At 55.3% G+C, this 21179-nt stretch carries 21 protein-coding genes, 1 pseudogene and 1 riboswitch; of the genes and pseudogenes, 4 read left to right on the top strand and 18 right to left on the bottom strand.

What is annotated here, in order from left to right; translation table 11 throughout:
* The first annotated feature begins 214 nt into the window (after positions 1 to 214).
* Positions 215 to 1018, top strand: a complete 804-nt coding sequence (locus ACOYW1_RS11445; RefSeq protein ID WP_482422891.1) for a DUF3786 domain-containing protein — start codon at positions 215 to 217, stop codon at positions 1016 to 1018.
* A gap of 35 nt (positions 1019 to 1053) precedes the next feature.
* Here ACOYW1_RS11445 and ACOYW1_RS11440 read toward each other — a convergent pair whose 3' ends face one another.
* The 6 genes from ACOYW1_RS11440 to ACOYW1_RS11415 form a co-directional block, all read right to left on the bottom strand.
* A complete protein-coding gene (locus ACOYW1_RS11440) occupies positions 1054 to 1722 on the bottom strand; it encodes a LuxR C-terminal-related transcriptional regulator (protein WP_482422890.1) in 669 nt (222 codons plus the stop codon).
* Positions 1722 to 1910 carry a hypothetical protein gene (locus ACOYW1_RS11435; RefSeq protein ID WP_482422889.1) on the bottom strand — a complete coding sequence of 63 codons (189 nt, stop codon included), beginning with the start codon at positions 1908 to 1910 and terminating at the stop codon, positions 1722 to 1724. The genes ACOYW1_RS11440 and ACOYW1_RS11435 overlap by 1 nt, the downstream gene beginning before the upstream one ends.
* Positions 1911 to 1923: 13 nt before the next feature.
* Positions 1924 to 2463: a GNAT family N-acetyltransferase gene (locus tag ACOYW1_RS11430; RefSeq protein ID WP_482422888.1), complete on the bottom strand. Its 540-nt coding sequence runs from the start codon at positions 2461 to 2463 to the stop codon at positions 1924 to 1926.
* Positions 2464 to 2663: 200 nt separating this feature from the next.
* Positions 2664 to 3134: a hypothetical protein gene (locus ACOYW1_RS11425; RefSeq protein WP_482422887.1), complete on the bottom strand. Its 471-nt coding sequence runs from the start codon at positions 3132 to 3134 to the stop codon at positions 2664 to 2666.
* A 77-nt stretch (positions 3135 to 3211) separates the two neighbouring features.
* Complete coding sequence (locus ACOYW1_RS11420; RefSeq protein ID WP_482422886.1) at positions 3212 to 3892, bottom strand: TPM domain-containing protein; 681 nt, start codon at positions 3890 to 3892, stop codon at positions 3212 to 3214.
* Positions 3893 to 3897: 5 nt separating this feature from the next.
* A complete protein-coding gene (locus ACOYW1_RS11415; protein ID WP_482422885.1) occupies positions 3898 to 4656 on the bottom strand; it encodes a TPM domain-containing protein in 759 nt (252 codons plus the stop codon).
* A gap of 494 nt (positions 4657 to 5150) precedes the next feature.
* Here ACOYW1_RS11415 and ACOYW1_RS11410 point away from each other — a divergent pair, with 494 nt between their 5' ends.
* Positions 5151 to 5834: a Crp/Fnr family transcriptional regulator gene (locus ACOYW1_RS11410; protein WP_482422884.1), complete on the top strand. Its 684-nt coding sequence runs from the start codon at positions 5151 to 5153 to the stop codon at positions 5832 to 5834.
* Between the two features lie 98 nt (positions 5835 to 5932).
* Positions 5933 to 6604 carry a GAF domain-containing protein gene (locus ACOYW1_RS11405; protein WP_482422883.1) on the top strand — a complete coding sequence of 224 codons (672 nt, stop codon included), beginning with the start codon at positions 5933 to 5935 and terminating at the stop codon, positions 6602 to 6604.
* Between the two features lie 42 nt (positions 6605 to 6646).
* Here ACOYW1_RS11405 and ACOYW1_RS11400 read toward each other — a convergent pair whose 3' ends face one another.
* Both ACOYW1_RS11400 and ACOYW1_RS11395 read right to left on the bottom strand, forming a co-directional pair.
* The gene (locus ACOYW1_RS11400) at positions 6647 to 7405 is read right to left on the bottom strand and encodes a hypothetical protein (RefSeq protein ID WP_482422882.1); all 759 of its coding nucleotides are present in this window, start codon (positions 7403 to 7405) and stop codon (positions 6647 to 6649) included.
* A gap of 234 nt (positions 7406 to 7639) precedes the next feature.
* Complete coding sequence (locus tag ACOYW1_RS11395) at positions 7640 to 8566, bottom strand: transposase (protein WP_482422881.1); 927 nt, start codon at positions 8564 to 8566, stop codon at positions 7640 to 7642.
* Between the two features lie 377 nt (positions 8567 to 8943).
* On the opposite strand from ACOYW1_RS11395, the gene ACOYW1_RS11390 reads away from it, so the two are divergent.
* Positions 8944 to 9195 (top strand): hypothetical protein, encoded by a 252-nt coding sequence (locus tag ACOYW1_RS11390; RefSeq protein ID WP_218951113.1) that lies wholly within the window; start codon positions 8944 to 8946, stop codon positions 9193 to 9195.
* A 123-nt stretch (positions 9196 to 9318) separates the two neighbouring features.
* On the opposite strand, the gene ACOYW1_RS11385 is transcribed toward ACOYW1_RS11390, so the two are convergent.
* The 10 genes and pseudogenes from ACOYW1_RS11385 to ACOYW1_RS11340 form a co-directional block, all read right to left on the bottom strand.
* The gene (locus ACOYW1_RS11385) at positions 9319 to 10077 is read right to left on the bottom strand and encodes an energy transducer TonB (RefSeq protein WP_482422880.1); all 759 of its coding nucleotides are present in this window, start codon (positions 10075 to 10077) and stop codon (positions 9319 to 9321) included.
* Positions 10074 to 10484 (bottom strand): ExbD/TolR family protein, encoded by a 411-nt coding sequence (locus ACOYW1_RS11380; protein WP_482422879.1) that lies wholly within the window; start codon positions 10482 to 10484, stop codon positions 10074 to 10076. Before ACOYW1_RS11380 ends, ACOYW1_RS11385 begins: the two co-directional genes overlap by 4 nt.
* 173 nt (positions 10485 to 10657) lie before the next feature.
* Positions 10658 to 11257, bottom strand: coding sequence for a MotA/TolQ/ExbB proton channel family protein (locus ACOYW1_RS11375; RefSeq protein WP_482416365.1), 600 nt, complete (start codon positions 11255 to 11257; stop codon positions 10658 to 10660).
* Between the two features lie 607 nt (positions 11258 to 11864).
* Positions 11865 to 13826: a TonB-dependent receptor plug domain-containing protein gene (locus ACOYW1_RS11370; protein WP_482422878.1), complete on the bottom strand. Its 1962-nt coding sequence runs from the start codon at positions 13824 to 13826 to the stop codon at positions 11865 to 11867.
* Between the two features lie 296 nt (positions 13827 to 14122).
* A riboswitch (cobalamin riboswitch) is annotated at positions 14123 to 14328 on the bottom strand.
* A 207-nt stretch (positions 14329 to 14535) separates the two neighbouring features.
* Positions 14536 to 14856: a sirohydrochlorin cobaltochelatase gene (locus ACOYW1_RS11365; RefSeq protein ID WP_482422877.1), complete on the bottom strand. Its 321-nt coding sequence runs from the start codon at positions 14854 to 14856 to the stop codon at positions 14536 to 14538.
* A 97-nt stretch (positions 14857 to 14953) separates the two neighbouring features.
* Positions 14954 to 18122 (bottom strand): annotated as a pseudogene (locus tag ACOYW1_RS11360) (cobaltochelatase subunit CobN).
* A gap of 41 nt (positions 18123 to 18163) precedes the next feature.
* Positions 18164 to 18883: a cobaltochelatase subunit CobN gene (locus ACOYW1_RS11355; protein ID WP_482422876.1), complete on the bottom strand. Its 720-nt coding sequence runs from the start codon at positions 18881 to 18883 to the stop codon at positions 18164 to 18166.
* Positions 18884 to 19125: 242 nt separating this feature from the next.
* Positions 19126 to 20712 (bottom strand): adenosylcobinamide amidohydrolase, encoded by a 1587-nt coding sequence (locus ACOYW1_RS11350; protein WP_482422875.1) that lies wholly within the window; start codon positions 20710 to 20712, stop codon positions 19126 to 19128.
* A complete protein-coding gene (locus tag ACOYW1_RS11345) occupies positions 20609 to 20956 on the bottom strand; it encodes a TroA family protein (RefSeq protein ID WP_482422874.1) in 348 nt (115 codons plus the stop codon). Before ACOYW1_RS11345 ends, ACOYW1_RS11350 begins: the two co-directional genes overlap by 104 nt.
* Entirely contained in the window at positions 20926 to 21129 is a 204-nt protein-coding gene (locus tag ACOYW1_RS11340) for a hypothetical protein (protein WP_482422873.1), read from the bottom strand. The genes ACOYW1_RS11345 and ACOYW1_RS11340 overlap by 31 nt, the downstream gene beginning before the upstream one ends.
* Positions 21130 to 21179 lie beyond the last annotated feature (50 nt).

The following is a 21179-nucleotide window of genomic DNA, read 5'->3' as shown; positions in this document are numbered from 1 at the left end:
GGTCCACGTCGTTCGTAAAACCTGTTTGTTCAAACCCCGGTTTCTATAAATCAGGCTAAACGTTTGGCCCCCGGCAGGGCCGCCGGAGGCTTTTTTTTAGGGCTCTCCCCCAAATGGGGGATGTTTTTTTACGGCCTCTCTCCTATGGATTTGTATGAAAGCACACACGGATCCCTTTCGGCTGCAATACAGCATCCACAATAAGGAGGACGCCATGAGTCAATTCCGCAACGCCATGGAGATTTTCAAGCATTTGCCCCGAACAAACTGCCGGGCCTGCAATGAACCCACCTGCCTTGCCTTTGCTTCCAAGGTGTTTTTGGGTCAGAAACCCCTGGAGCTGTGTCCCCATGCAACGCACATTTCCTGCGAAGAGAAAACAGAGGGAACCAGCATCAAGACCCTGGAGGAACAGCGGCAGGAGGGTCTCAAGGCGCTGAAATCAAAACTGGTCGACTGTGATTTAAAGGAAGCGGCCCAACGGGTGGACGGGGTCTACGAGAACGGCAAACTGACCCTTAGAATGTTTGGAAAGCCCCTGTCTGTGGACAACGCCGGGAATCTTTCGGCGGATATCCATATCAACCCGTGGATCACCTCCGTGGTGCTCAACTACGTCCTCTCCTGTCGCGGCGCCGAACTTACCGGGGACTGGGTTCCCCTGCGGGAGCTCAAAGGTGGACGGGAAAAAAACGGCCTTTTTGTTCAGTGCTCGGAGTCGCCTTTCAAATCCCTTGCCGATATGTACCCCGACCTGTTTGAAGAGCTCATTGTTCTCTTCAACGGAGAATCCATTGAGGAGCAGTTCCAATCGGACATCGCCCTTGTGCTCCGTCCCCTTCCCCGGGTTCCGCTGCTGGTCTGCTATTGGAGCCCCGACGAGGGCATGGACTCCGACCTCCATCTCTTCTTCGACTCGTCGGCCGACGACAACGCCGGTGTGGACACCATCTACACGGTTACCACGGGGATCGTGAGGATGTTCGAGAAGATTGCCCGAAGGCACTGGCGCATATAATTGGGAAGCGCGACTGTTGCAGAGCTGTTTATGGCTCAGATAATTTTGCGTCGGGCGGCCCAGACCGCGGCCTGGGTGCGATCGCTGACGCCCAGCTTGTTGAAGAGATGGATGACGTGGCTTTTGACGGTGTGGGGGCTGATGCCGAGCTCGGCAGAGATTTGCGGGTTGGTAAAGCCCCTGCCCAAAAGGGACAGGACTTCGATCTCCCGAGGGGTCAGGGCGGCAAGCAGGGAGGCGTTGGCCTCATCCACGGCACGGCCCGTGTGCACATCAGGATCGTGGGGTGGGGTGTGCTGTTGCGGAGCTGGGCGGGTGTCCACGTCAAAGGTGATGGAATCCACGGGGCGTCCGGCGGCGTCCAGAACCGGGTAGGTGACCTGCTCACTGATGGGAGGACCGAGGTGGGGACACTGGCCGGGAACGGCCCGTTGTTTGGAGACCATGGAGGCAAAGGCAAGGCAGGTGGGGTATCCGCAGGCCTTGCAGTTGGTCAGGGGAAGCAGCTTTAAAATATCCGGTACGGCAATCTTCCTGAAGACCTTGTGCTTGGGCACGATGGTCTCTTTTTTCTCCAGGATGGTGTTGAGTTTTTCCAGGAGCCTGTCCCTGAAGGCTGCGGCTTCGTCGCGGTCTTCAAAGGGCGTTGCGAGGCAGCGAAACGGGTAGAGCACGCAGAAGGCCCCGTCCAGCTCAAAGCGCATCAGTGCAGGTGTCTCGTGAAGTTCGCCGTGGCTGGTATGACCGCGTTGATATAAGGAAAGAGAAACGAGAGATCGGTGTCGAAAAAAAAGCCTGTCATCACCGAGGCGCGACGGACCGAGCCCGGTTTGGCCATGGGGCCTTCAAGGCAGGTGAAAAAGGTATGGTATTGGATGCGATTCGTCGTCAAGGCGTACCGTTCCTTACTCTGTTTCTTCCCGTAACAGGCCGTAGACCACAAGGTCCCTGTACTGATCGTAGAATTTTTCTACCCTGCGAAGGGTGCCTTCCTCAGTGAACCCGAGCCGTTCGGGGATGGCCCTGCTCCTGATGTTTTCCACACCGCACCGGATTTCCACTTTCTGCAGGTCCCAGTAATGATACCCCATCATGACAAGATCCTTGACGGCCCGTGTCATAATGCCCTTTCCGGTATATTCTTCCCCCATCCAGTACCCGATGTGCCCGATACCGTTGGCGTGATCCAGCAGGTTGTACCCGAGGACCCCTGCGATGCGCCCACGGTAAAAGATCGTTTCATGCAGGGCCAGGCCTTTACTGAAACGGTGCAGCTGGAGATCGATAAAGTGACGGGTGTCTTCCGGCTTTTTGATGGAGTCGAGCCAGGGCAGCCATTGTTTCAGGTAATCGCGGTTTTTCTCCGTGAGTTGAAACATCTCGTCGGCAAAATGAGGCACGGAAAGCCGGAGCTGAATGTGCCTGTCGAGCTGGCGGTAAAACATGGCAGGTTCTCTCCATCCTTTTGGGGACAGGTTCCCCTTGGTTTATCCTCTATAATATGTTTCATGAATCGAGTACGCCCATATTCAAGGCATCAGAGCTGCAGATGTGGTTGCTTCCCTTAAAGCCTTGATAACGAGGACGATGGATACACTTTGCATCTTTCCAACAGGAGGTGGGCGTTTGTCATGAAATGGCCGGGTTATTGCCCTTTCTTTTGCTCCCCCATCGTCCAGAGAGCCAGGGTACCGATTCCATAGAGGACCCCGATGGCAAGGGAGAGCACAGACGAGGCAAAGACAAATAAAATCCTGGTGTTCATCTCTTCCAGGTACGGATGCTCCACAAAGACGATCATCGGGATGCTGCCGATGCCCCGGGTCAGGTAGACACACGAGATCATCACAAGGGCCGCCCTGGTGAAGGGAAGCCTGCGGACATACCCGGCTCCGGAAAACGCATAGAGACCGAACACCAGAAAGATCAGAATAATCGCCGTCGTAATCCCCATGGGGACCCATGAGCCGTTTTCCGCCATGGCTGCCATGGACTCACCGGCGCCGAAAAAACGGTACCAGTCCCCACCCCCGATGACAATGACTGTATGCAGGGCGGCAATGGCCACGCTGCAACACCCTGCGACCGCAAGACATGGATTGCCGGTTTTCATCATGGTCGTCCCCATTGTTGTTGCCCCCGGCAGACCGCCGGGGGCTCAGTCGAACAGGCTCGTTACGGAAAAATTTTCCGTTAATCGATGAGGTACAGCGTATCCACCAGTTCGTTGGCATCGTCCGGGGCAACGGGAAAATGGCTGGCCAGGAGTTCGCCGCATCGCAGGATCCCCTTGCGCATCCCCTCTTCGGGCTTACCGCGTCTGAAGCCGCTGATGATGGTATCGCACAGGGTCTGCCAGTCTTCCCCGGTGAGCTTGGCGTTGATGGTGTCGTCTCCCACCACGTGGACCATATGCTCGTACAGGGAGACATAGATCAGCACGCCGGTGGCGTCTTCGGTTTTCCTGATTTTCAGTCGCTGAAAGGTCTCCCGTGCGCGGCACTCCACCTCCTCCTGCATCTCTCGTTTTGTGATGAGAGGAAGCCTCAGCACGGGAAAATGGCTCGCCAGGGCCATGCCCATAAAAAAGGAGACAGCAAGAACCGCCAGGGCAACGGCCATGGGAAGGCGTGATGCCGTTGAGGCACCCCAGGTATCGACAACGGGTGCCAGGCCCTGAATCCATCCCCAGGTGCACCCGAGGACAATCAGGGAGAACAGGAACCCGAAGAGATCCTCTGCCCTGTCGTAACGCCCGGAAGCGCTGGCAATGACCGGAACCACTTCGGCCGAGGTGTTCTTTTCCACATCGGCAATGGCTGCTTCGATGCTTCGAATTTCGTCGTCTGTCAACAGACTGGTCGCTTTTTTCATACCGGTTACCATGATCCTGTTGCCCCCCCGCCGCCGGAAAAGCCGCCTCCGAAGCCCCCGCCGCTTCCTCCGTCAGAAGAGGAGTCAGCCGAGAGCAAAATCTGGATAATAAATAAAAGAACGACGCCAAGAATTCCCAGGAGCACCCAGGCCCATCCCTTTCGCCCCGAACGGAACAGGTTGATGATAAGCATCACCATAAAAGCGATACCGCCCAGCACCGCGGGAATCACCCACCAGGGCCCTTGGGGTTTGGGCAGGGAGAGCCCACGTGCCATGGCATCCAGTCCACGGACCCCGTCGGCAATTCCTGTTGCGTAATCGCCCCGTTTGAACCCGGGGATAATGAGGTCATTCATGATCTGGCCGGCCTCATAGTTATGTACCCCGCCCCAGTCAGCCCCAAGCTCGATGCGGGCTTTGCGATCCCCTTCGGAGACGAGGAGCAGGATCCCGTAGTTGCGATCCTCCCAGCCGATGCCCCAGTGGTTGAAGAGGGCGGCGGCGTACTCTTCAATGCGCATGGTCACGGCATCCTGGACGGCAAGGGCATGTATGGTGACCACATACAATGGGATGTTTTCTTCGGCAAGGAGAGCCGAAGCGATCTCATCAATTTTGGCCCCTGTCCGGGCATCGATGAGCCCTGCTTCGTCCACGTAAAAATGCTCCGTCGGCGGCTTGTCCGGAAACGTTGCAGCCAGGGCACATATGGGCGTCAGCAACAGAATCGCTGCCCATGCAAACCATTTTTTTCTGTTCATCTATGAATTTCCCTTCAAGGTGTTGAGGTTAACACCTGCGACATGACGTTGAATATCAGATATAATCAAAGATAACCATACGATTTTACGCTGATGCCGTATGAGGTTACCCCTTCAAAACGAGGCGGGAGTGTGTTTCTACCTGCATCTCTAACAGCTGAAAAGGTGCCGGCAAAAGAACCTGTCCCCTTCTCTTCGGCGTGTAGTAATAAGATACGGCAGGTTTGTCAATTGGTTCCGTTTGTCGGGGCTGAGCCGTGCTGATTCAGGCCTGAGCGGTCTGGTGTTTGACGTGTTCCCTCCCCTTGCGCGATGGCTCTATTCCCTGTATTGAGTTAGATTCTTGGTATAGAAAATGCAATGAGTCACCTTTTCACTCCCCATATGTTTTTCACTCTGTTTGTAGCCGCTGCTACAGACAAGAATACTCTTCTATACTTAATAGAAGCACCATCATTATCTACAATCCAGGTGGAGTAAGAAAGGGTTGAATCGTGTGTCATGCTAAACAAATTGCAGGTAATGATATCAACAAATTGTCAATAGATTTTAATTTTGAAAACACGTATTCGCCGGAGTTTGAAGCCTTTATCGTCAAGGCAAAAAAAAAGAGAGCCGCCAAGGGAGATGCCCTGTTTCTGCAAGGGGCTGCCGCAGAGGAGCTGTTTTTGATTACCGCCGGGCGTGTCAAGCTGAACAAGGTGTTTGAGAACGGCAATGAATTGACGCTTGAGATGCGGAAGTCAGGGGATTTTGTCGGTGAAAATATTTTTCTCTCAGGGGCCCAGTACCCTGTCTCGGCGTACTGCATGGAAGACACGACCACGTGCGGTTTCAGCAAAACAGAATTTGAACAGCTCATTTTGGAATCCGAAGATAGGCCTTCCAGAGTAAATAAAAACATGAGCGAACGGATCTCATGGCTGACGCGTCGCGTGAGAAGCCTGTCTCTGCCCAATATCGAGGACCGCCTCTTTCATGTGCTCCTGAACATAGCCAAAGAGCACGGGATACAGAGCCCCCAGGGTATTATCATCAAATTTCCGCTGACCCATGAGGAACTGTCCATTTTAACCGGCGCCCACAGGGTGAGCATTACCCGTGCCATGAAGGTTCTCAAACGAACCGGTAAAATCATATCCGAAGATCGAAAACTCATTGTCCCCACCATCAAATAGATGTCGGGTATTCACACATGATCCTTCCATGGATACGTACGGTTTACTCCGTACCGAGGTACCGTTGGGGTCGGAATTACAGCAGGGCGATACCAAGGATGACAAAGGCAATTCACGTTCCCGAGCATATCAAGAAAACCTGGCAGGACATGACCGACCTCATAACCGAAATCACAGGAGCGCCCGTTGCCCTTATCATGCGGTTTTCCGACCCGTGCGTGGATGTGTTTGTGTCAAGCATCGGCACAGGCAACCCCTACTCCCCAGGTGAGACGATGGAGTTGAACAATTCAGGGTTGTATTGTGAGGCGGTCATTAAAACGCGGGAGCCCCTTGTTGTCTGCGATGCCATGAAGGATGAGAGGTGGCTGGCCAACTCCAGGTCCAATCGGGACATGACCTCCTATCTGGGGTATCCTGTCTTGCTTCCCAACGGCGAGGTCTACGGGACCCTGTGCGTTCTGGACAGGGTCAGCAAAGGCTTCCCCGATCCCGTACGGCACCTTCTGCATCATTTTACCAAACAGATGGAATCCCACCTTGCGCTTCTCTGCCTCAACCATGCCATGGTGGAACAAAATAGAAAAATCACGCGGAGTCTTGCCGAGCGACAGGTGCTCCGGGGGTTTATCACCATGTGCGCCAACTGCAAGAGCATCAAAGACGCCCAGGGCAACTGGCAGGATATAGAGAGCTTTCACCCGGAGGCCAACTTCAGCCACAGCATCTGCCCTTCATGCCGCCGCGTTTTGTATCCCTATTTAAAGTAATCGACAGGGGGAACCCCCACCCTTTCCCTTTTGGCTTATCCGCTATTCCGGGGTGTAGTTGAAATCCATGATAAAGGAGTGCTCCGAGGATTTGGAGGACGCATAGATGTCGTTGAGGACCTCCCGTGTGGAAAATACATCGGGCTGGGTGGCTTTCAGGGCCGCTCCGATAAAATCAAAGGCCCCTGCCCCGGCCTTGGTCTTTCCGCTGAGGACCGTTTTGACAAGGCCAAAGGGCACGTCCGGGTCATAAAAGTTCACCTGGGTCATGTCCGCGTCCACGGTGCCGAAAAACGGGTCTCCGGAGTGGTGAACCATCTGCTGGGTCTGGATGTAGACAACGTTGTACGATCTCCCTTTGATATCGAAATGCTGGGGTACGGCGCATCGTTCAAAGGCGACGCGACGGAAATAGCCTGATTCAGGGTTCTCGCCCTCAACCTTGAGAGGCGTGATTTCCCCTTTGTACTCCAGCTGCGCCTTGAGGACCTGCCCCCCATCCGTGACCCAGTAGAGTTTCCTGAAATCCATCATGTTTCTGTTCTCGGGCTCAATGGACACCAGATTCACCCTGTCTTCCTTGGACACCAAGGTAACCCGGCTCCCGTTTCCGGTCATGTTTTCGTTATCCGAGGTGTAAAACGCCGTGTCCCCCACCTTGGGGTCTGGGTGGATATAAAATCGCTCACAAACCGGCTCTTTTTTCATGCTCGAGACCACATAGCCCTGCAGGAGCGACATGCAGCCCGTGAGGGGAATCAGAAAGAAAAACGTCAAAACAAAGGACATGGCGCGTTTCATAAAAACTCCTTCTTAAGGGACAGGTTCATTTTGCACTTTGTAACACAAAGCCGAAAAATCGTGTGAGTCTCTTTGACTATCTGTGTTTTTTTTGCCCGGTTTGAGGTGGAACGCCTTCTAAGGGGCTATGAAAAAAACACTCACCGGAAAAAACCGATGCAAAAATGAGAAAAAAGGCGCACCCGGACACAAGGCCTCTTTAAGGCCGACAGGAATCAAGCTTTCAAGCATGCGTTAGGCGCCGACAAGCCGTTTTAAGGAGTACATCCCATCTATCCCTTTGACGCTTCGAGGAATTTTATCCCGTGCGGTTTGGTGCTTATCCTTGAACAAACCGTATGTTCTTTCGACAAAGGCCCTTGAGCCGATAATTCCTGAATCCGTGAAGTATCGCGTTTTAAACCGGAACCGTCTCACCCGGGCAATCTCGAAACCATGGGCTGTCTCCTTGGCAAGGATATGCTTTGCAAGGCTCGCCTTGCCCTGCTTTTCAACGGCACCCACATGGTAGAGGAATTTTCGGTAATCCTTCAAGCGAGCCACCCGGTCTGTGGTTCTAGAATCTTCAAGTCCCAAGTCCAATGAAAGAAAATCATCTTTGTTGCCCGTTTGCAGATGGTAACCTATGGAACACCAGCGGTAATCCTCGGGACGCTTCACAATTCCAGCCCGCAGAGGGTTCAGGTCGATATACGCGAGACAATGGATCAAGGAATGCCCCTGCTGAACAAGAACGCTTTTAAAGCGTTCGCCCCAGAGAGTCCCTTTGCGATTTTTTCGTTTGTTGTAATAGACGGAAAAACATTGCTTGATATCTTTGACATAGGCAGACAGGCTGCAGAACCTTTCCCGGTAATCGTTAAGCAACCCGTCCGGAAATTCGGCGTCTCTCCCGTAAAGAATTCTGAATCGCCGTTTTACCTCGTCGTCGGAGACCATGGATTCTGGGGCGATCTCCACAAGCAGGTGAAAATGATTGCCCATCACAGCAAATCCCAATACGTCAACAACATAAATTGAGGAAAGACGCTGAATGATGCTGACCAGCTTATCTTTATCGGCCTGGCCAAAGGGGAGGCCTTCAAGTGCTGTCCGACTGATGATATGGTACGCGGTCTTTTGTCCTGGATCCGTGACAACCAAACGGGGAATTCGCGGCATAACACCCTCCTTCCTGAAAGCCGGAATTGATACGGCGATCGGTTGGTGTGAATCATTTAAAAATAAATTCTTTATAATTCAAGGATGATATCTTCGCAACCACTGTCTCATACATGGCAGAGGAAAGTCCAGCATTAATAGCCTGTCCCCTAATGTGAGATGAGCTTGAAGTCAAATATAAATGTCAGCATAATGGTGAGGTGATGGCCTGCAGTGAACCTTACAGACAAGAGAGGTGTTCCATGAGGCTTGATTTATACCGCCCCCTGGCAGGAGGATGGGTGATCGTTCTGTTGGTCGCCTGTATGACTCTGTCGTGTACAAAAACCACCACAACACCTTTAAACGCGGAACAGGAAACACCAGGAGACGTGATTGTGTTCTACAGCCCCCCGACGGACCGGGAGTACGTGGAGCTGGGGCTTGTGACCACCCAGACAGGGCAGACCATTTTCCATGACCGAAGCGCAGAAGGTATGATTGAAAAACTCAAGGAAGAGGCAGCCAAACTCGGGGCCGATGCCGTGATCGTGCGGTCTGCCAACGAAGGGACCTGGGGACTGAAGGGCGGAGGCACCACCGGCTTTGATCGTGGCAACGCCCAGGCCGTTGCCATCAAGTTCAAGTGAAACATGAAAATCGAATAACCGGTATATCTTGAAATTCTAAAGAAATCACGCCCCCCGCCGGTTGATCCATGGGGCAAGACAAAAAGAACCTGTCCCCAAAAGGAAGCCAACAGAAATAATGAATTACATTCCGCGCAGTTCGAATCTTACGGGCAACGTGACCCAGGTGGGTTGGGTAGATCCGCTGGCGGAAAATCGCCATTTTTTAACCCCTTTTAGGGCGCTGCGATCCAGAACGCCGTGGCCGCTCGACGTCTTCAATTTTACCTCCTCCACGTGGCCGTCACCGGCCACCAGGATATCGAGAAGAACCACACCCTGATATCCCCTGCGGATGGCCGCCTTGGGATAACGGGGCTCCGGCGCGTAGACCGACGTGGGCTGTGCGTCGGTGAGGGTTCCCCCGACGGCAGGTGCAGAGGCAGGCTCAACGGTTTCTTGGGACTCCTGATCGGTCTCTTTGGCCATGGCGACCGCAACCGGGGCAGACGGCTCGTCTGGTGTGGGCGAGGGCTCCGGATCTTCAACCGCCACGGGCGGAGCAGGCGTGGGAAGCTCCTCCACGGGCTCAAGAACGGGGACCTTCTTTTTTGCCGCTTTCTTAGGTTTGATGCGCTTTGCCTGTGTTTTCTTTTTTTGAACAGGAGGCTTTTTGGAAGGAACCGGTTTTTTCTTTTTGGGGGGCGTTTTCTGGGGTTTCGGCTTTGTCACCGCTTTGGGCGGGACAGCGGACTGCACCGACGGAACAGTCATGGAAACGGAAATGGTGGTGCCGTGGGTGGGGGCAGACGGTGGTGTAACCGATGCCGTGGGCAAGGGCACCAGGAAAAAAAAAGCATGCAGTAAGGCGGCTGCACAGGCGGAAAGCATCAGGCGATTCACGACTTTGCCACCTCCGCCTGAAGGGCGATGTCACAGATTCCCGCGCCGCGGATGGTGTCCATGACATGGAAAAGATTTTGGTACGACAGGTCTTTGTGGCCGCTGAGAATGACCTGCTTTTTTTTCTTCCCCTCAAAGTATCGCTTTACCCTGGCACCGAGGTCCGCCAGGGTCACTTCTTCCTTCCCCATGAACACTCGGCCGTCTGCTTCCACGGAGATAATGAGCTCCGTTGTCTCCTCCATGTGCTCGGCCTGGGCAGATTCCGGGAGCTCAAGGCGGATGCCGTTGTGGTAACTCATGGAAAGCATGGCGTAGATAAAAAAAACGAGCAGGAGGAACACCACGTCGATGAGCGGCAACATGTCCGGCTTGTTCTTGATGCTGAAATCTCGTTTGACTTTCATCTGGAAAACCTTTTTCTTAAAAAACACCGCCTGAAAGGGATCCCCCCTTACATGGAGGCGATAGTGCCTTTCCGTACACTACGTAACATGCCCCGGGATTCACCACACAAGGGTATGCTCATACATTGCATGCACCCGGTACCGGGCTATTTAGATGATTTGTTCGCGCATGCTTATCCCCTACCCCCGGCTGCGAGCTTTCCCTCTTCCGGACGTTGCACATCGTGGTTGCCGTTGGCTCTTTTTTCATAGGTAATCTCAAGGGAGGTGGCATATTTTTCGATGGCAAGGGCCGAAGCTTCGGCACAGGCGTTGAAGTAGTTGCAGGGAAGCAGGGTCAGAATACTGATGGAAAGACCCGCAGCCGTCGTAATGAGAGCCTGGGCAATCCCCCCTGTCACGGCCTGGGGATCCCCGATACCCTTGGCCCCGAGCATATCGAAGGAGTGGATGATGCCCACCACGGTTCCCAGGATCCCCAGCAAGGGAGCCACAGTGATGATGGTTTCCAACACGCCCATGAAACGCCTCATCTTGCGCAGCTCATCCGATGCCGCCGATTCCATGGCCATGGCCATGGAGTAATCGCGATGCAGGATGCCGTTGATCAGGATACGGATAATGAAGTTGCGGGAGCCCCGTGCAGCCAGGCGGATCTCGTCCCAGAGCCCCTGCTCGGCAAGGTCCAGGACCCGATAGACCAGCTCTCGGTCCTTATCCCGCCTGATGCGGAGCCAGAAGATGGATCGCTCAATGATAAGGGTCAGTGACACAAAAGAACATAAAACCAGCGGAAGCATCAGCAGGCCGCCGCTTTTCAATAAGTGAATCATGTTGCCTGTACCTGTCTCGGAATGAAAACACCAAAGCCTCGCAGAAACAAAATCATTTCAGCAAGGCGCTGTGATAACAAGGGATCAATTGCCATGATCGCTGCGATATATAGCACAGATCATCCGGCAATGCGAGATGATCCCATCAACAAAAAATCTCCGAATCCAGCCGGATATCATGGGAGGGGGGAGGGACGCCGTTGTCCCTCCCCTGCCCCTGATTCCAACCACAGATCAGGAGATACATGATGCTCCGAGTCAACGGGCGGAGCAACACCCCTTTTCCGGCCCTTTCCTTTGCATTCGGTTCAAAAAGAACCGAACCGCCCTCCGCAAGGAGGATCTCCCGCCCTCTTAGCAGCTGCCCAATCATACAGCCAAAGACGGGAAAAACGGGGGCGGCCTGCCCTGATGCGCCGGGCACGGCCTTCAAGGGGTTTTCAAGGGGGCGACGATGCCCCCCTGATTTTCCGCCGGTGTCACAGGTCCGGCGAAAATTGGTGAGCGGGGAAACCGGTCCCAGCCCGGGTCGTGGGGACAACCCGGATTAGTAGGACCAGGTTACCCCGGCAAAAAATCGGCGGCCCGGGATGGGGTATCCCAGAACATAGGCCGCATCTTCATCAAACAGGTTTTTGACTTCACCGCGCAGGGACAGGCTCCCTAACTTGTCCGTGGTCAGCACGCGTTTGGTGATGGTGAAATTGGTCACGGTGACCGAAGGAAGCGTCACATCGGATGTTGACCAGTCTGGGTTGTACTTAACCACATCCTGGCTGCTCAGGTATGAGACGCTGAGATCCGAAGAGAACCCATCCAGATCGGTCAGGGCGATGCCTGCGGAAATGTCGAGATCCGATGTATACTTGAGGTCTTTGTCGGTCTCTGCATCCTCGTATTTGAAAAGATGTGTCAGCGTGGCGTAGGGCCTGAGTTCCCAGCCCCCGAAGATGTCGGAGAATGTGTAGGAAAATTCGCCTTCAACGCCACTGATGGTTGCTTCATCCAGGTTTTTGTAGGTAGTAAATCCATGCTGTTTGTCCGTCACGATTTTATCATCATATTCGGTGGTAAAAACGGTGAGGCCTGTTTTTAAGCTACCACGGGTAATATCCACTCCCGCTTCATAGGTTCGGCTTTTCTCCGGGTTCAAATCCGGGTTGCCGACATAATGAGTCCCGTAAGACGTAAAATCAGCGGCCAGCTGTTCTGCAGAGGGCATGCGAAAGGCGTCGGCAACGGATGCCCTGAGCTTGACCTGCTTGGAGAGGTTGTAGACAACGCCCAGGCTTGGGTTCAGGTCATCATCGGATTTATCGCTGCCTTGATCTCCGGAAATATCTACGGAGTAGTGATCATACCGAGCCCCACCGATGAGAATTAATTTCTGGTCAAGAAGTTTAACCTTTCCCAGGGCAAATCCGGCTGTGTTGTCAAATGCTGTGTTATTCGGTGCACTGGGCTCGTTGGTCACATCATAATCCACCCAATCCACGCCGGTGGTAAGCCCGAATCGCTGACCATCGTATGAAACTTGGGCCTGAGCGCCCTTGCTGTCTGTTTCATGCACACTGGGAATGCCGTCATCCCACCCCGAGGCATTGCTATCTGAAGGGTCATTCCACGTGTCTTTGTCCGTTCCGCCGAAGTATCGAAGCATCCATGCCAGTGACGATGTGCTGTTTTTCCCGTCATAAGTAACGTCGTAGGAGCTGTTTTCCGAATCTTTTGTGTTGTCCAGGTCGTTGGCGTCGATACTGCCGGGGTTGCCGATGTCGTCGCCATCAAAGAGCGTATACGTCAATCCGATGCGGTGTCCGGGAGAAAACTCATACCCTGTGTTCAGGCTGGCACGAAGGATTCCATCATTACCCGTGTTCAAGTATTCCTTGCCGCTGCCTGTTTCGTAATCGCCTTCTTCGGAATGGGATACAGACGCAGAGAAATCGATTTTGCCAGCGGTTCCCGACACGTCAGTTCCAAATTCGTTGTAGTCATAAGATCCGGTCTTTGCGTAAGCTGAAACGGTGGGCTTCCCGGTCCCTTTTTTGGTAATAACGTTTACAACGCCACCCATGGCCGCCGAACCGTACTGAACGGCTGCAGGCCCCTTGATAATTTCCACTCGTTCAACATTTTTTGTGATCAGTTTGGCCGCGTTGCCGGTCCCTGCACGGCGACCATCAATGAGGATAAGCACATTACCCATCAGGTCGTTTCCATGGGTGTCTGTGCTGAACCCACGGATCTTCACAGTCGTCAGAGCTCCGGGATACTCGCGTATTTGAACGCCGCCCTTTTCCACAAGCAGCTCTCCCAAGTTTCTTGCCGAGGAGTTCTCGATTGTTTCCGAGTCAATCACCGTCACAGCCGCCGCCACTTCCGTAATGCTCTCTTTGGCTCGCGACGCGGTCACCACATATTCATCCAGGGCAGCGTCGGTTGCCCAGGCCGGGGAGCTGGCCGCCACCCAGGCGGCGACAGCACCGATCATCAGACTTTTTCTCATTACTTTTCCTTCCACAAGCATCAGACTTCGTTTTGCACCGGAGGCGGCGATCCTCCATGCAGAACGACCACCTGAACCACTGCTGTTTCGAGTTGCGGGGGGCTTCCATTCAAGGGGGCTGGGTATAAGGAGAGAAGAGAGACACCTCGGGCGTTTCGCCCAAACAAAAAAAGCCCCATGCAGCCTACAATAAAAAGGGGGCATGGGGCCGTTTTTCCCATGTCGTCTGATCAGGTCTCCAGTTCCTACCGCGAGAACGAAACCCCTCACCTGATTGTACTTTACAAAAAGCATAAGCAGGTGAATTCACCCTGGCAGGTCTTCTGACTTCCGGATCGTCCGAACCCTCGCGCCTTCCCGCTCAGATCATGAGCAGTGGCGTATATACGAAGTTCGTCCCCGGTTACAGCGGCGGGCCCGTCCCCGATTCTCACGGGGTTCCCTTTTAAGCAGCATCTCTTTTGTTAAAAAAGAAGCGTGCACCAGAGATCAATTTGTATGTTTATCTACACAAGATATTCGACGTGTGTCAAACACTTTCTTATCTTTTTTGTCACCCCCTCTGTGCGTGAACAAGGGGCGCCGTTTTTTCCTTTTGCTCATGCCTGCAGTTAAGAGTGTAACGGTTTTATGTTACAGTAAAAATAAAAATGCATAACAATAAAAAAACAGATCCTGCGGCTTGACTCACCACGTCAATAGAAAGGCCTCACACCGTTTCCGCTTCAAGGACCATGTCCATAGCCTCTTCCAGGTGCCGGACAAAGAGCCGCACAATCTCCGGCATGTACCCGATACCCCGCTCGATGAAGGTGGCTTCAATGCCTTCTGTTGCAAAGAGGTTTTTCCAGGAGTCTTCATCGTCGCCAGCCAGGTCTTCCAGGTAATGCACCCCGGCCACCAGCATCAGCGGAACGATCTTCACCCGTATAAAACTGTCTGCTTTAACAGTATTTACGATATCCGCAGCCTCGGGAAAGCCCTCCACCACCCCCGTAAAGGCACTGGGGCCGTAGGTGCTTTTCAGCATCGCGTCCAGGCCGGGTGATCGGTGCCGTGGCCGATAAACAGGGTGGCTTCGTGTTGGAGGCGGTTTGCGGTTGCATGGTTTCCAGGAAATATCCGGGTTATGCATTGGCTTTGGTCATGCCCCATGCAAACAACCCGATAAAGCCCAGGAGAAAAATTGCCGCATACCACATCACCCCGGATGAGGAGAGTTTTGTGGTCTCTTCCCTGGTCTCGATTTTTTCCATCTTGTACCCCTGGACCTTTCGGTCGCCGCTGCCGGTTTCTGTCACCTCAAGGGTTTCGGCTTCTGACGGAGTTGCAGGATCGGATACCTGAGAGGCGTCGGCTTTTTCAACGGGCGCATTTGCATGGGGCTTTGCGGCCGCCAGGACCTTGTCGTGGACCGCTTTTTGTTTGGCTCGCTGATTTTCAAGGGTCGTTCCCACGGCCTCTTCCATGGCCAGGGTGAATTTTTCCACCATCTCCGGGGAGAGCATGCCGGGCATGGAGATAAGGGTCACCACCATCTGATTCAATAAGGGGTTGTTGCAGGTGTGGTCGCAGCAGGCCACGCCCTTTTCAATGACGCCCACGGCGTATTCTTTGGCCAGGTTCTTCGTCACGGATTCGTCCGGGGCCCAGTACCCTTTCCTCACGGACTCAAGCATGCGGGCCGTAAGGGATTGATAGGCCCAGGGGTTGGCCTTGTTGAAAAACGTTTTCAGGTCCAGGCCCAGGCTGTCATTCACATAGACGTCGTAGGTCTGCTGCCAGGAGGTCTCTTTGACGGCATGGGGAACCGTTACCTGCCAGCCCCACATATACTCCACAAAATGGGCCATCTCACGTGCCCCGGCGTAATCCTCTTTTTTCATGGCCGCAATCCATTTGGGATTGATGTAGCGACTCCTGAGCTCCCGGCCGATGGTTTTGTCGATGCCCTCCACGGTGACGGCGTCCGGGCGATCCTGGCGGGTCATCACAACGTCGGGGCGGGTGCCCGTCTCTTTTTCCACGGCAAGGGAGAGGCCACCCAGGTACTGAAAGACATCGTCGTTGTCCATGGTGCCGTACAGGGCAGACGAGCTGCTGTGGACCGTTGCAGAAACGTTTTTAAGGTTCTTCGTCAAGAACCCCAGCCTCCTCGCCCCAGAGGTCCTGGCCGAAAGCAAACCCCATGCGTCGCTTCCACACATCGGCGATCTCCTGATCGGACTCCCAGAATCCGCTCATGCCCGTCATTTCCGACACACCGTTACCGTAGCTCCCGGGTTTGCCCGTAAAAATGCGGACCCGGGAAAGGGTCTCGGCCCGTTCAGGGGAAATGCCCTGCTCTTCCAGCGCACTTCGGGTCCGTGCGCTATGCTTTGCCAGGAAATTCTCCACATCGTTGGCTGCGATGGCCTGCTGAACGGCCTTGTCCAGAAGCGTCATCTTTTCGGGAAACAGATCCCGGTAGAGCCCTGAAGGGTTGATAAGCACGTCAATGCGCGGTCGCCCCAGCATGGCACCGGGCACCACCCGCGTCCCGGAAACGCGCCCGGAGGCGTCCCACACCGGCTCCACACCCATGAGCCACAAAACAGTGCCCTCGTTGATGCCCTCGTTTCGAAGGGTCTCCGTGGCCCAGAGAACCACGGCCACCTTTTCCGGGTACTCCCCTTTTTCACGGAGTTGCCGCTGAAGAATCTCTTCGCCGGCTTTGGCCCCAAGCTTCCAGGCCTCCCTGGTGGGAATCTTACAGGACGAAATACCGTAGAAATTTTTGCCCGTAGGAACCGACAAAGGGTTTCGAATGGGGTCGTTCCCCTCCCCCGCCGGAACAAACCGGCCGGACAGGGCCCGCACCGTGCGTTCCAGCTCCAGATTACCGGAGTTCCGGATCCCCCGGGCCATGGCCTTGGTATCCAGGCCGGGCCGGAGTTCCGCCGCCAGCGCGGAAAAATCCTCGGCCTCCTGGTCCGACGGCGAGATACCGAAAGTATGGAGTCCATGGGGCATGAGGGTCTCTTTCAGCTCCAGGATGGCGTGCTCCAGGGTCTCAATCTCCTCCTCGTCGTAGCTGGAAAGGGAGAGCTCTCCGTGGAACCCGGTCTTGACGGAGAGGGCCCTGATCTCCTCTAAAATGGCAGGCACGGTGGCGCTGCCCACGGCCTGCCCCCGGGTGAGCCGGTTGATGAGCTCATACAAGGTGGCGTAATCGCTGTGGAGGCCAGCTTTCTGAAACAGGGGCGTCATGTGATCGATGATTACCCCGCGGCCACGCCGCTTGGCCTGAATCCCTTCGCCCACGTCATCGACAATGTAGGGATAGACATTGGGAAGGTCCCCCACCATCACCTCCGGCGGGCAGGACGGGGAGAGCCCGGCCTGCTTTCCCGGAAGCCATTCGTAGGTGGCGTGGGTGCCCAGGTGGATCATGGCGTCGGCTTTAAATCCGTTCTGGATCCAGAGATAGGCAGCAATGTACTGGTGATGGGGCCAGACGCTGGGGTCGTGGTAGAGCTTCATGGGGTCGTCCCCCCAGCCCCTGGAGGGCTCGGGCATCATCACCAGATTCCCGCTCATCACCACCGGAAGGATGAACTGCCCGTCTTTGACCATGATGGTGGAAGACTCCGGAGGGCCCCATTGCTTAATCACCGCGTCCTGAAAGGCCTTGGGAAGCGTTCGAAACCAGCCCGTGTAGGTGGCCACCGGAATCCGCACCACCTTTCCGGCTGCCAGCAGTTTATCCAGCTCTCCGGGGGCCCAGGAGCCGATGTTGCGGCCGGTGCGCAGAATCATCTCCTTGATGGCGGCCTCGGAAAGATCTGCGTCAGCCCCCATCCGGTACCCCTCCTGCCGGAAACGGGCGATGAGAGTTTCGATGGATCGGAAAACGTTCAGATAACTGGCCCCGATGTTCTGTTTCCCCTGGCTGTGGTTGTAGTAGAGAAGGGCCAGCTTTTTTTCAGCGTTGGGCTTTCGCTGCAGGGCGATCCACCGCTTGAGGCGGGGCATGAGCCGATCCATGTTCTCCTCGATGGGCACGGTTGCAAACAGAGGTTTTCCTTTTTTCGGCCCCTGGACTTTCACCTTGCCTTCCAGGGGCGTCGGCTCGATAAGGCCCGAAATCTCGGGGTTTCCCACCGCCCACATCAGATCGGTCACAGGGATTCCCACAGGGTCCTTTCGCCATGCGTTGATTTTTGTGGAGTAAAGTGTGACGGCATTGATCACGGGCACATCCAGATCCCGCAACCCGTTTTTGGTGGGCTCGGAAAGGGCCGAGTAGAACTTCATGGAAAAGGCAAGGACAAGGTCTCATGTGGTCCTTTTGGTGATTATTCGTCCAGGAGAAACCGGTCAAAGAGAACCTTCTCCCGCCCGAAACAGGGCAACACGTTAAAGCCCTCCTTTTCCAGGCGCTTTATAATGGCTGCTGCCGAGCCGTGGGCTCCCCGCAGGACAGACGGGGTGTAAAAGGTGACCCCGATCCAGGGTGCGCCGGAAACCGGGTGGTACCAGTTGCGGTACGCCTCCCAGGAACCGAAGAGCTCCGGTGCATCGGGGTGGTAGATGCCGCTTTCAATGCGCACCGGCTCACCTGCGCACCCCTCGGGACGATCCAGGGCCACAGCCACGGCGCACCGGACCATGGAGGCAACATTGGCCTCGGTGAGCACCGAATACCACCCCCGGATCTTGTCATCAAAGCGGTACCCTTTTTTCTTGAGCCCCTCGGTGTCCCGGGAGCCCCGCAGGGCAAACACACTCTTTTCTGAAAAGTCCACATGGGTGTCCAGGTAGGCGGGAAGCTCCCGGTGCATCACATCCACCAGAATCACGTCCGATGAGCGAAGGAAGGTGCGAGCCTTTTCAGAGGCATGGAGTTCGGCGTGGGTGAAGTAACGGGCCTCGATGTCCTCGGTGTCGCTGAGCCCGGAAAGCCCCCGGCTCACCACCCCGGTGTCCGATTCGCTGATGACAAGGGAAACCGTTGTTGCGTGGACGGACACGGCAAAAAACAGACAGGCCAGACATGTGGTGACAAATACTCTCAATGACAATGCCTTCTCGTGGATAAATCAGATTTCAAAAAAACATATAAATGCGATGCCTCCGGCGGCCCTGCCGGGAGCCAAACTTTTGAAAAGTTTGACAAACAGGTTTGGGCTTATTCCATGAGAATTTTCGCAAATGCTTCACCCCGAGGAACGAGGGGGGAGGCATTCGTAACCTGGGGTCCAGGGAATTTATTCCCTGGCCGCCGGAGGCATGCTTTTGCAAACCGAACAGCCCCTGTCTACTTTTTGTATTCAATCCCCTTAAGCAGGGCATCCACGGCAAGGCCAAGGGGCTTGGGCAGGTCGGTGTCTCCGGTGAAGCTCTTCTCGGGAACCTGTCCCCCTGCGATTTCCGTGGCCATCTGGTTGCACCAGCCTTTGTAGGCGGAAAGATCGGTGACCAGGCCGCGCTCCCAGGCATCGGAGAGGGCCATGGCGGTCTCCAGAAAGGCGGCGTACTTCGGTTCCAGCAGCAGGGTTTCCAGCTTGGCGTAGGCGGGGATGCCCGTACCGCCGGAAGATGCGTTGCAGGGGCAGGAGCTGTCTCCCACAAGATCGGAGACGGTAAGCTGCCGATCCTTGAGACGCCTGAACACGCTGCGATCCGCCGTGAGGCCGTTCTGCTTGAAGATCGCCTCTGTAACGGCTTCATAGACCGCCGTGGCGATGAGCTCGCCCATCTTGGTGTGGCCCCCGGCGTTGTCCACGGCAACGCCCTCCCCTTCGGCAATGAGGATGTTGTCTGTGCCCGTGCCTGTGGCAGCGTTTACAAGGGGGGTGTAGCTGCTTCGCACGTCCAGGTCCTGGAGGGCGGCGGTCTTGCCTTCGGTGGCCGAGATAACGGCGCGACTCATGGCCCGCTTTGAAAGGTGCATGTTGGGCAGGATGAGGATGTTGATGGTGCCGGGCTCGTAGTAGCTGCCCGTGTCCTTGCCCATGCGCATGGCGTTGGAGCAGACCCCGGCCGTTGCCAGCACCGTGACGCTCATGTCCCGGAAAGAGGCGGTTTTTTTGCTGAAGTTGTCCATGTCGGCACCGGTGAAGAGAAAGCTCGTGGTCTCCCCCTTGATCCCCAGCATGGCAAAAATGTCCTGCTTCATACCCTCAAAGCCCCCTTCGTGGGCCAGGCGCCAGCACTGGGGCGGCATGTAGTTGTTGCCCACGGTGGTGATGTTCTCCCGCCAGCCGTCCAGGGTGGAGAGAATGGTCTTGGGGGATGTGAAGGTCACCTCCAGGCTCCTGGAGGGAAAATCGTAGAGGGTGGCGTGGTTTAAGCTGGCTTTCTTTACATACGCCAGGTCCAGGGGAACCGGCGTACGATCGATTATCGCATCGGGGTGGATCTGGTTTTTCCGAATGGAAAATTCTGCGGAATAGAGGTTTGCTGAAAGCCAGGAGACAAAATAGCCCACATGGGTAGAGGCCCGACAGGTAAGCTCGCAGGGGTAATAGTCGATGCGCTTGTTTTTGACGGCGGGAATCGATTCAAAGGCCGGGTTGGCGTAAAGAAGCTCTGCGGCCTCTTTGTCTCCCCCGCATCCATAGATGACGTCCGGTTTGAAGTCGATCAACTCTTTGTCCGTCATGGAAATGACGGCGCCGTCCCGTTTGATCCCGTGGGGGATGCCCCCGGCCAGCTTGATGAGTTCCTGCTGAAAGGAGTCGGCCCCGGGGGTCATGATGCTGGTGCGGCCCATGAGGCGCATCACCCGTTTGCGTTTGTCAGCCGGAATCGCCGCCACTTTTTTCCGGATATCGGCAAGGACCTGCCGGTTGTCCGTGATGATTTTCTCCGCTCCGGCCTCGCAGCCCATGATGCGTCCCATGAGCCGCATCTGCCTGAAAGGCATCGTCCACTGTGGCGGGGTCGAACTGAACCAGGGGCACAGACCCTTCAAGGGCGTCTGTCATCTCCTTCTGGATGCCGGAGACAAATACCAGGTCGGGGTTGAGTGTAAGCACCTTGTCCACAGAGGGCCTGAAGAATCCTCCCACCACGGTTTTGGTGTTGGCCTCAGCGGGCCAGGTGTCGTGGAGGGTCACCCCCACCACCCGGTCCCCGGCTCCCATGACAGGGTCTGCGGCAGGGACGGTACCAGGGACACCACCCGTGTGGGCGGCTGGTCAAAGGTGACGGTACGGCCCGTGGAATCGGTGATGGTGACAGCCCGGGCAACGGGTAGAAAAACAAAGAGAAAAAGAGTAAGGACGGCCGCTGCCATCCCCCGGCGGATCCATGTCATGGTCGGGTTCCTGATTGCGTGGCGTAAACGATAATGACTCCGCTTGTCTC

The organism is Desulfoluna sp. CYM3A (assembly GCF_056829965.1).
This window is presented reverse-complemented; position numbering and strand designations above follow the sequence as displayed.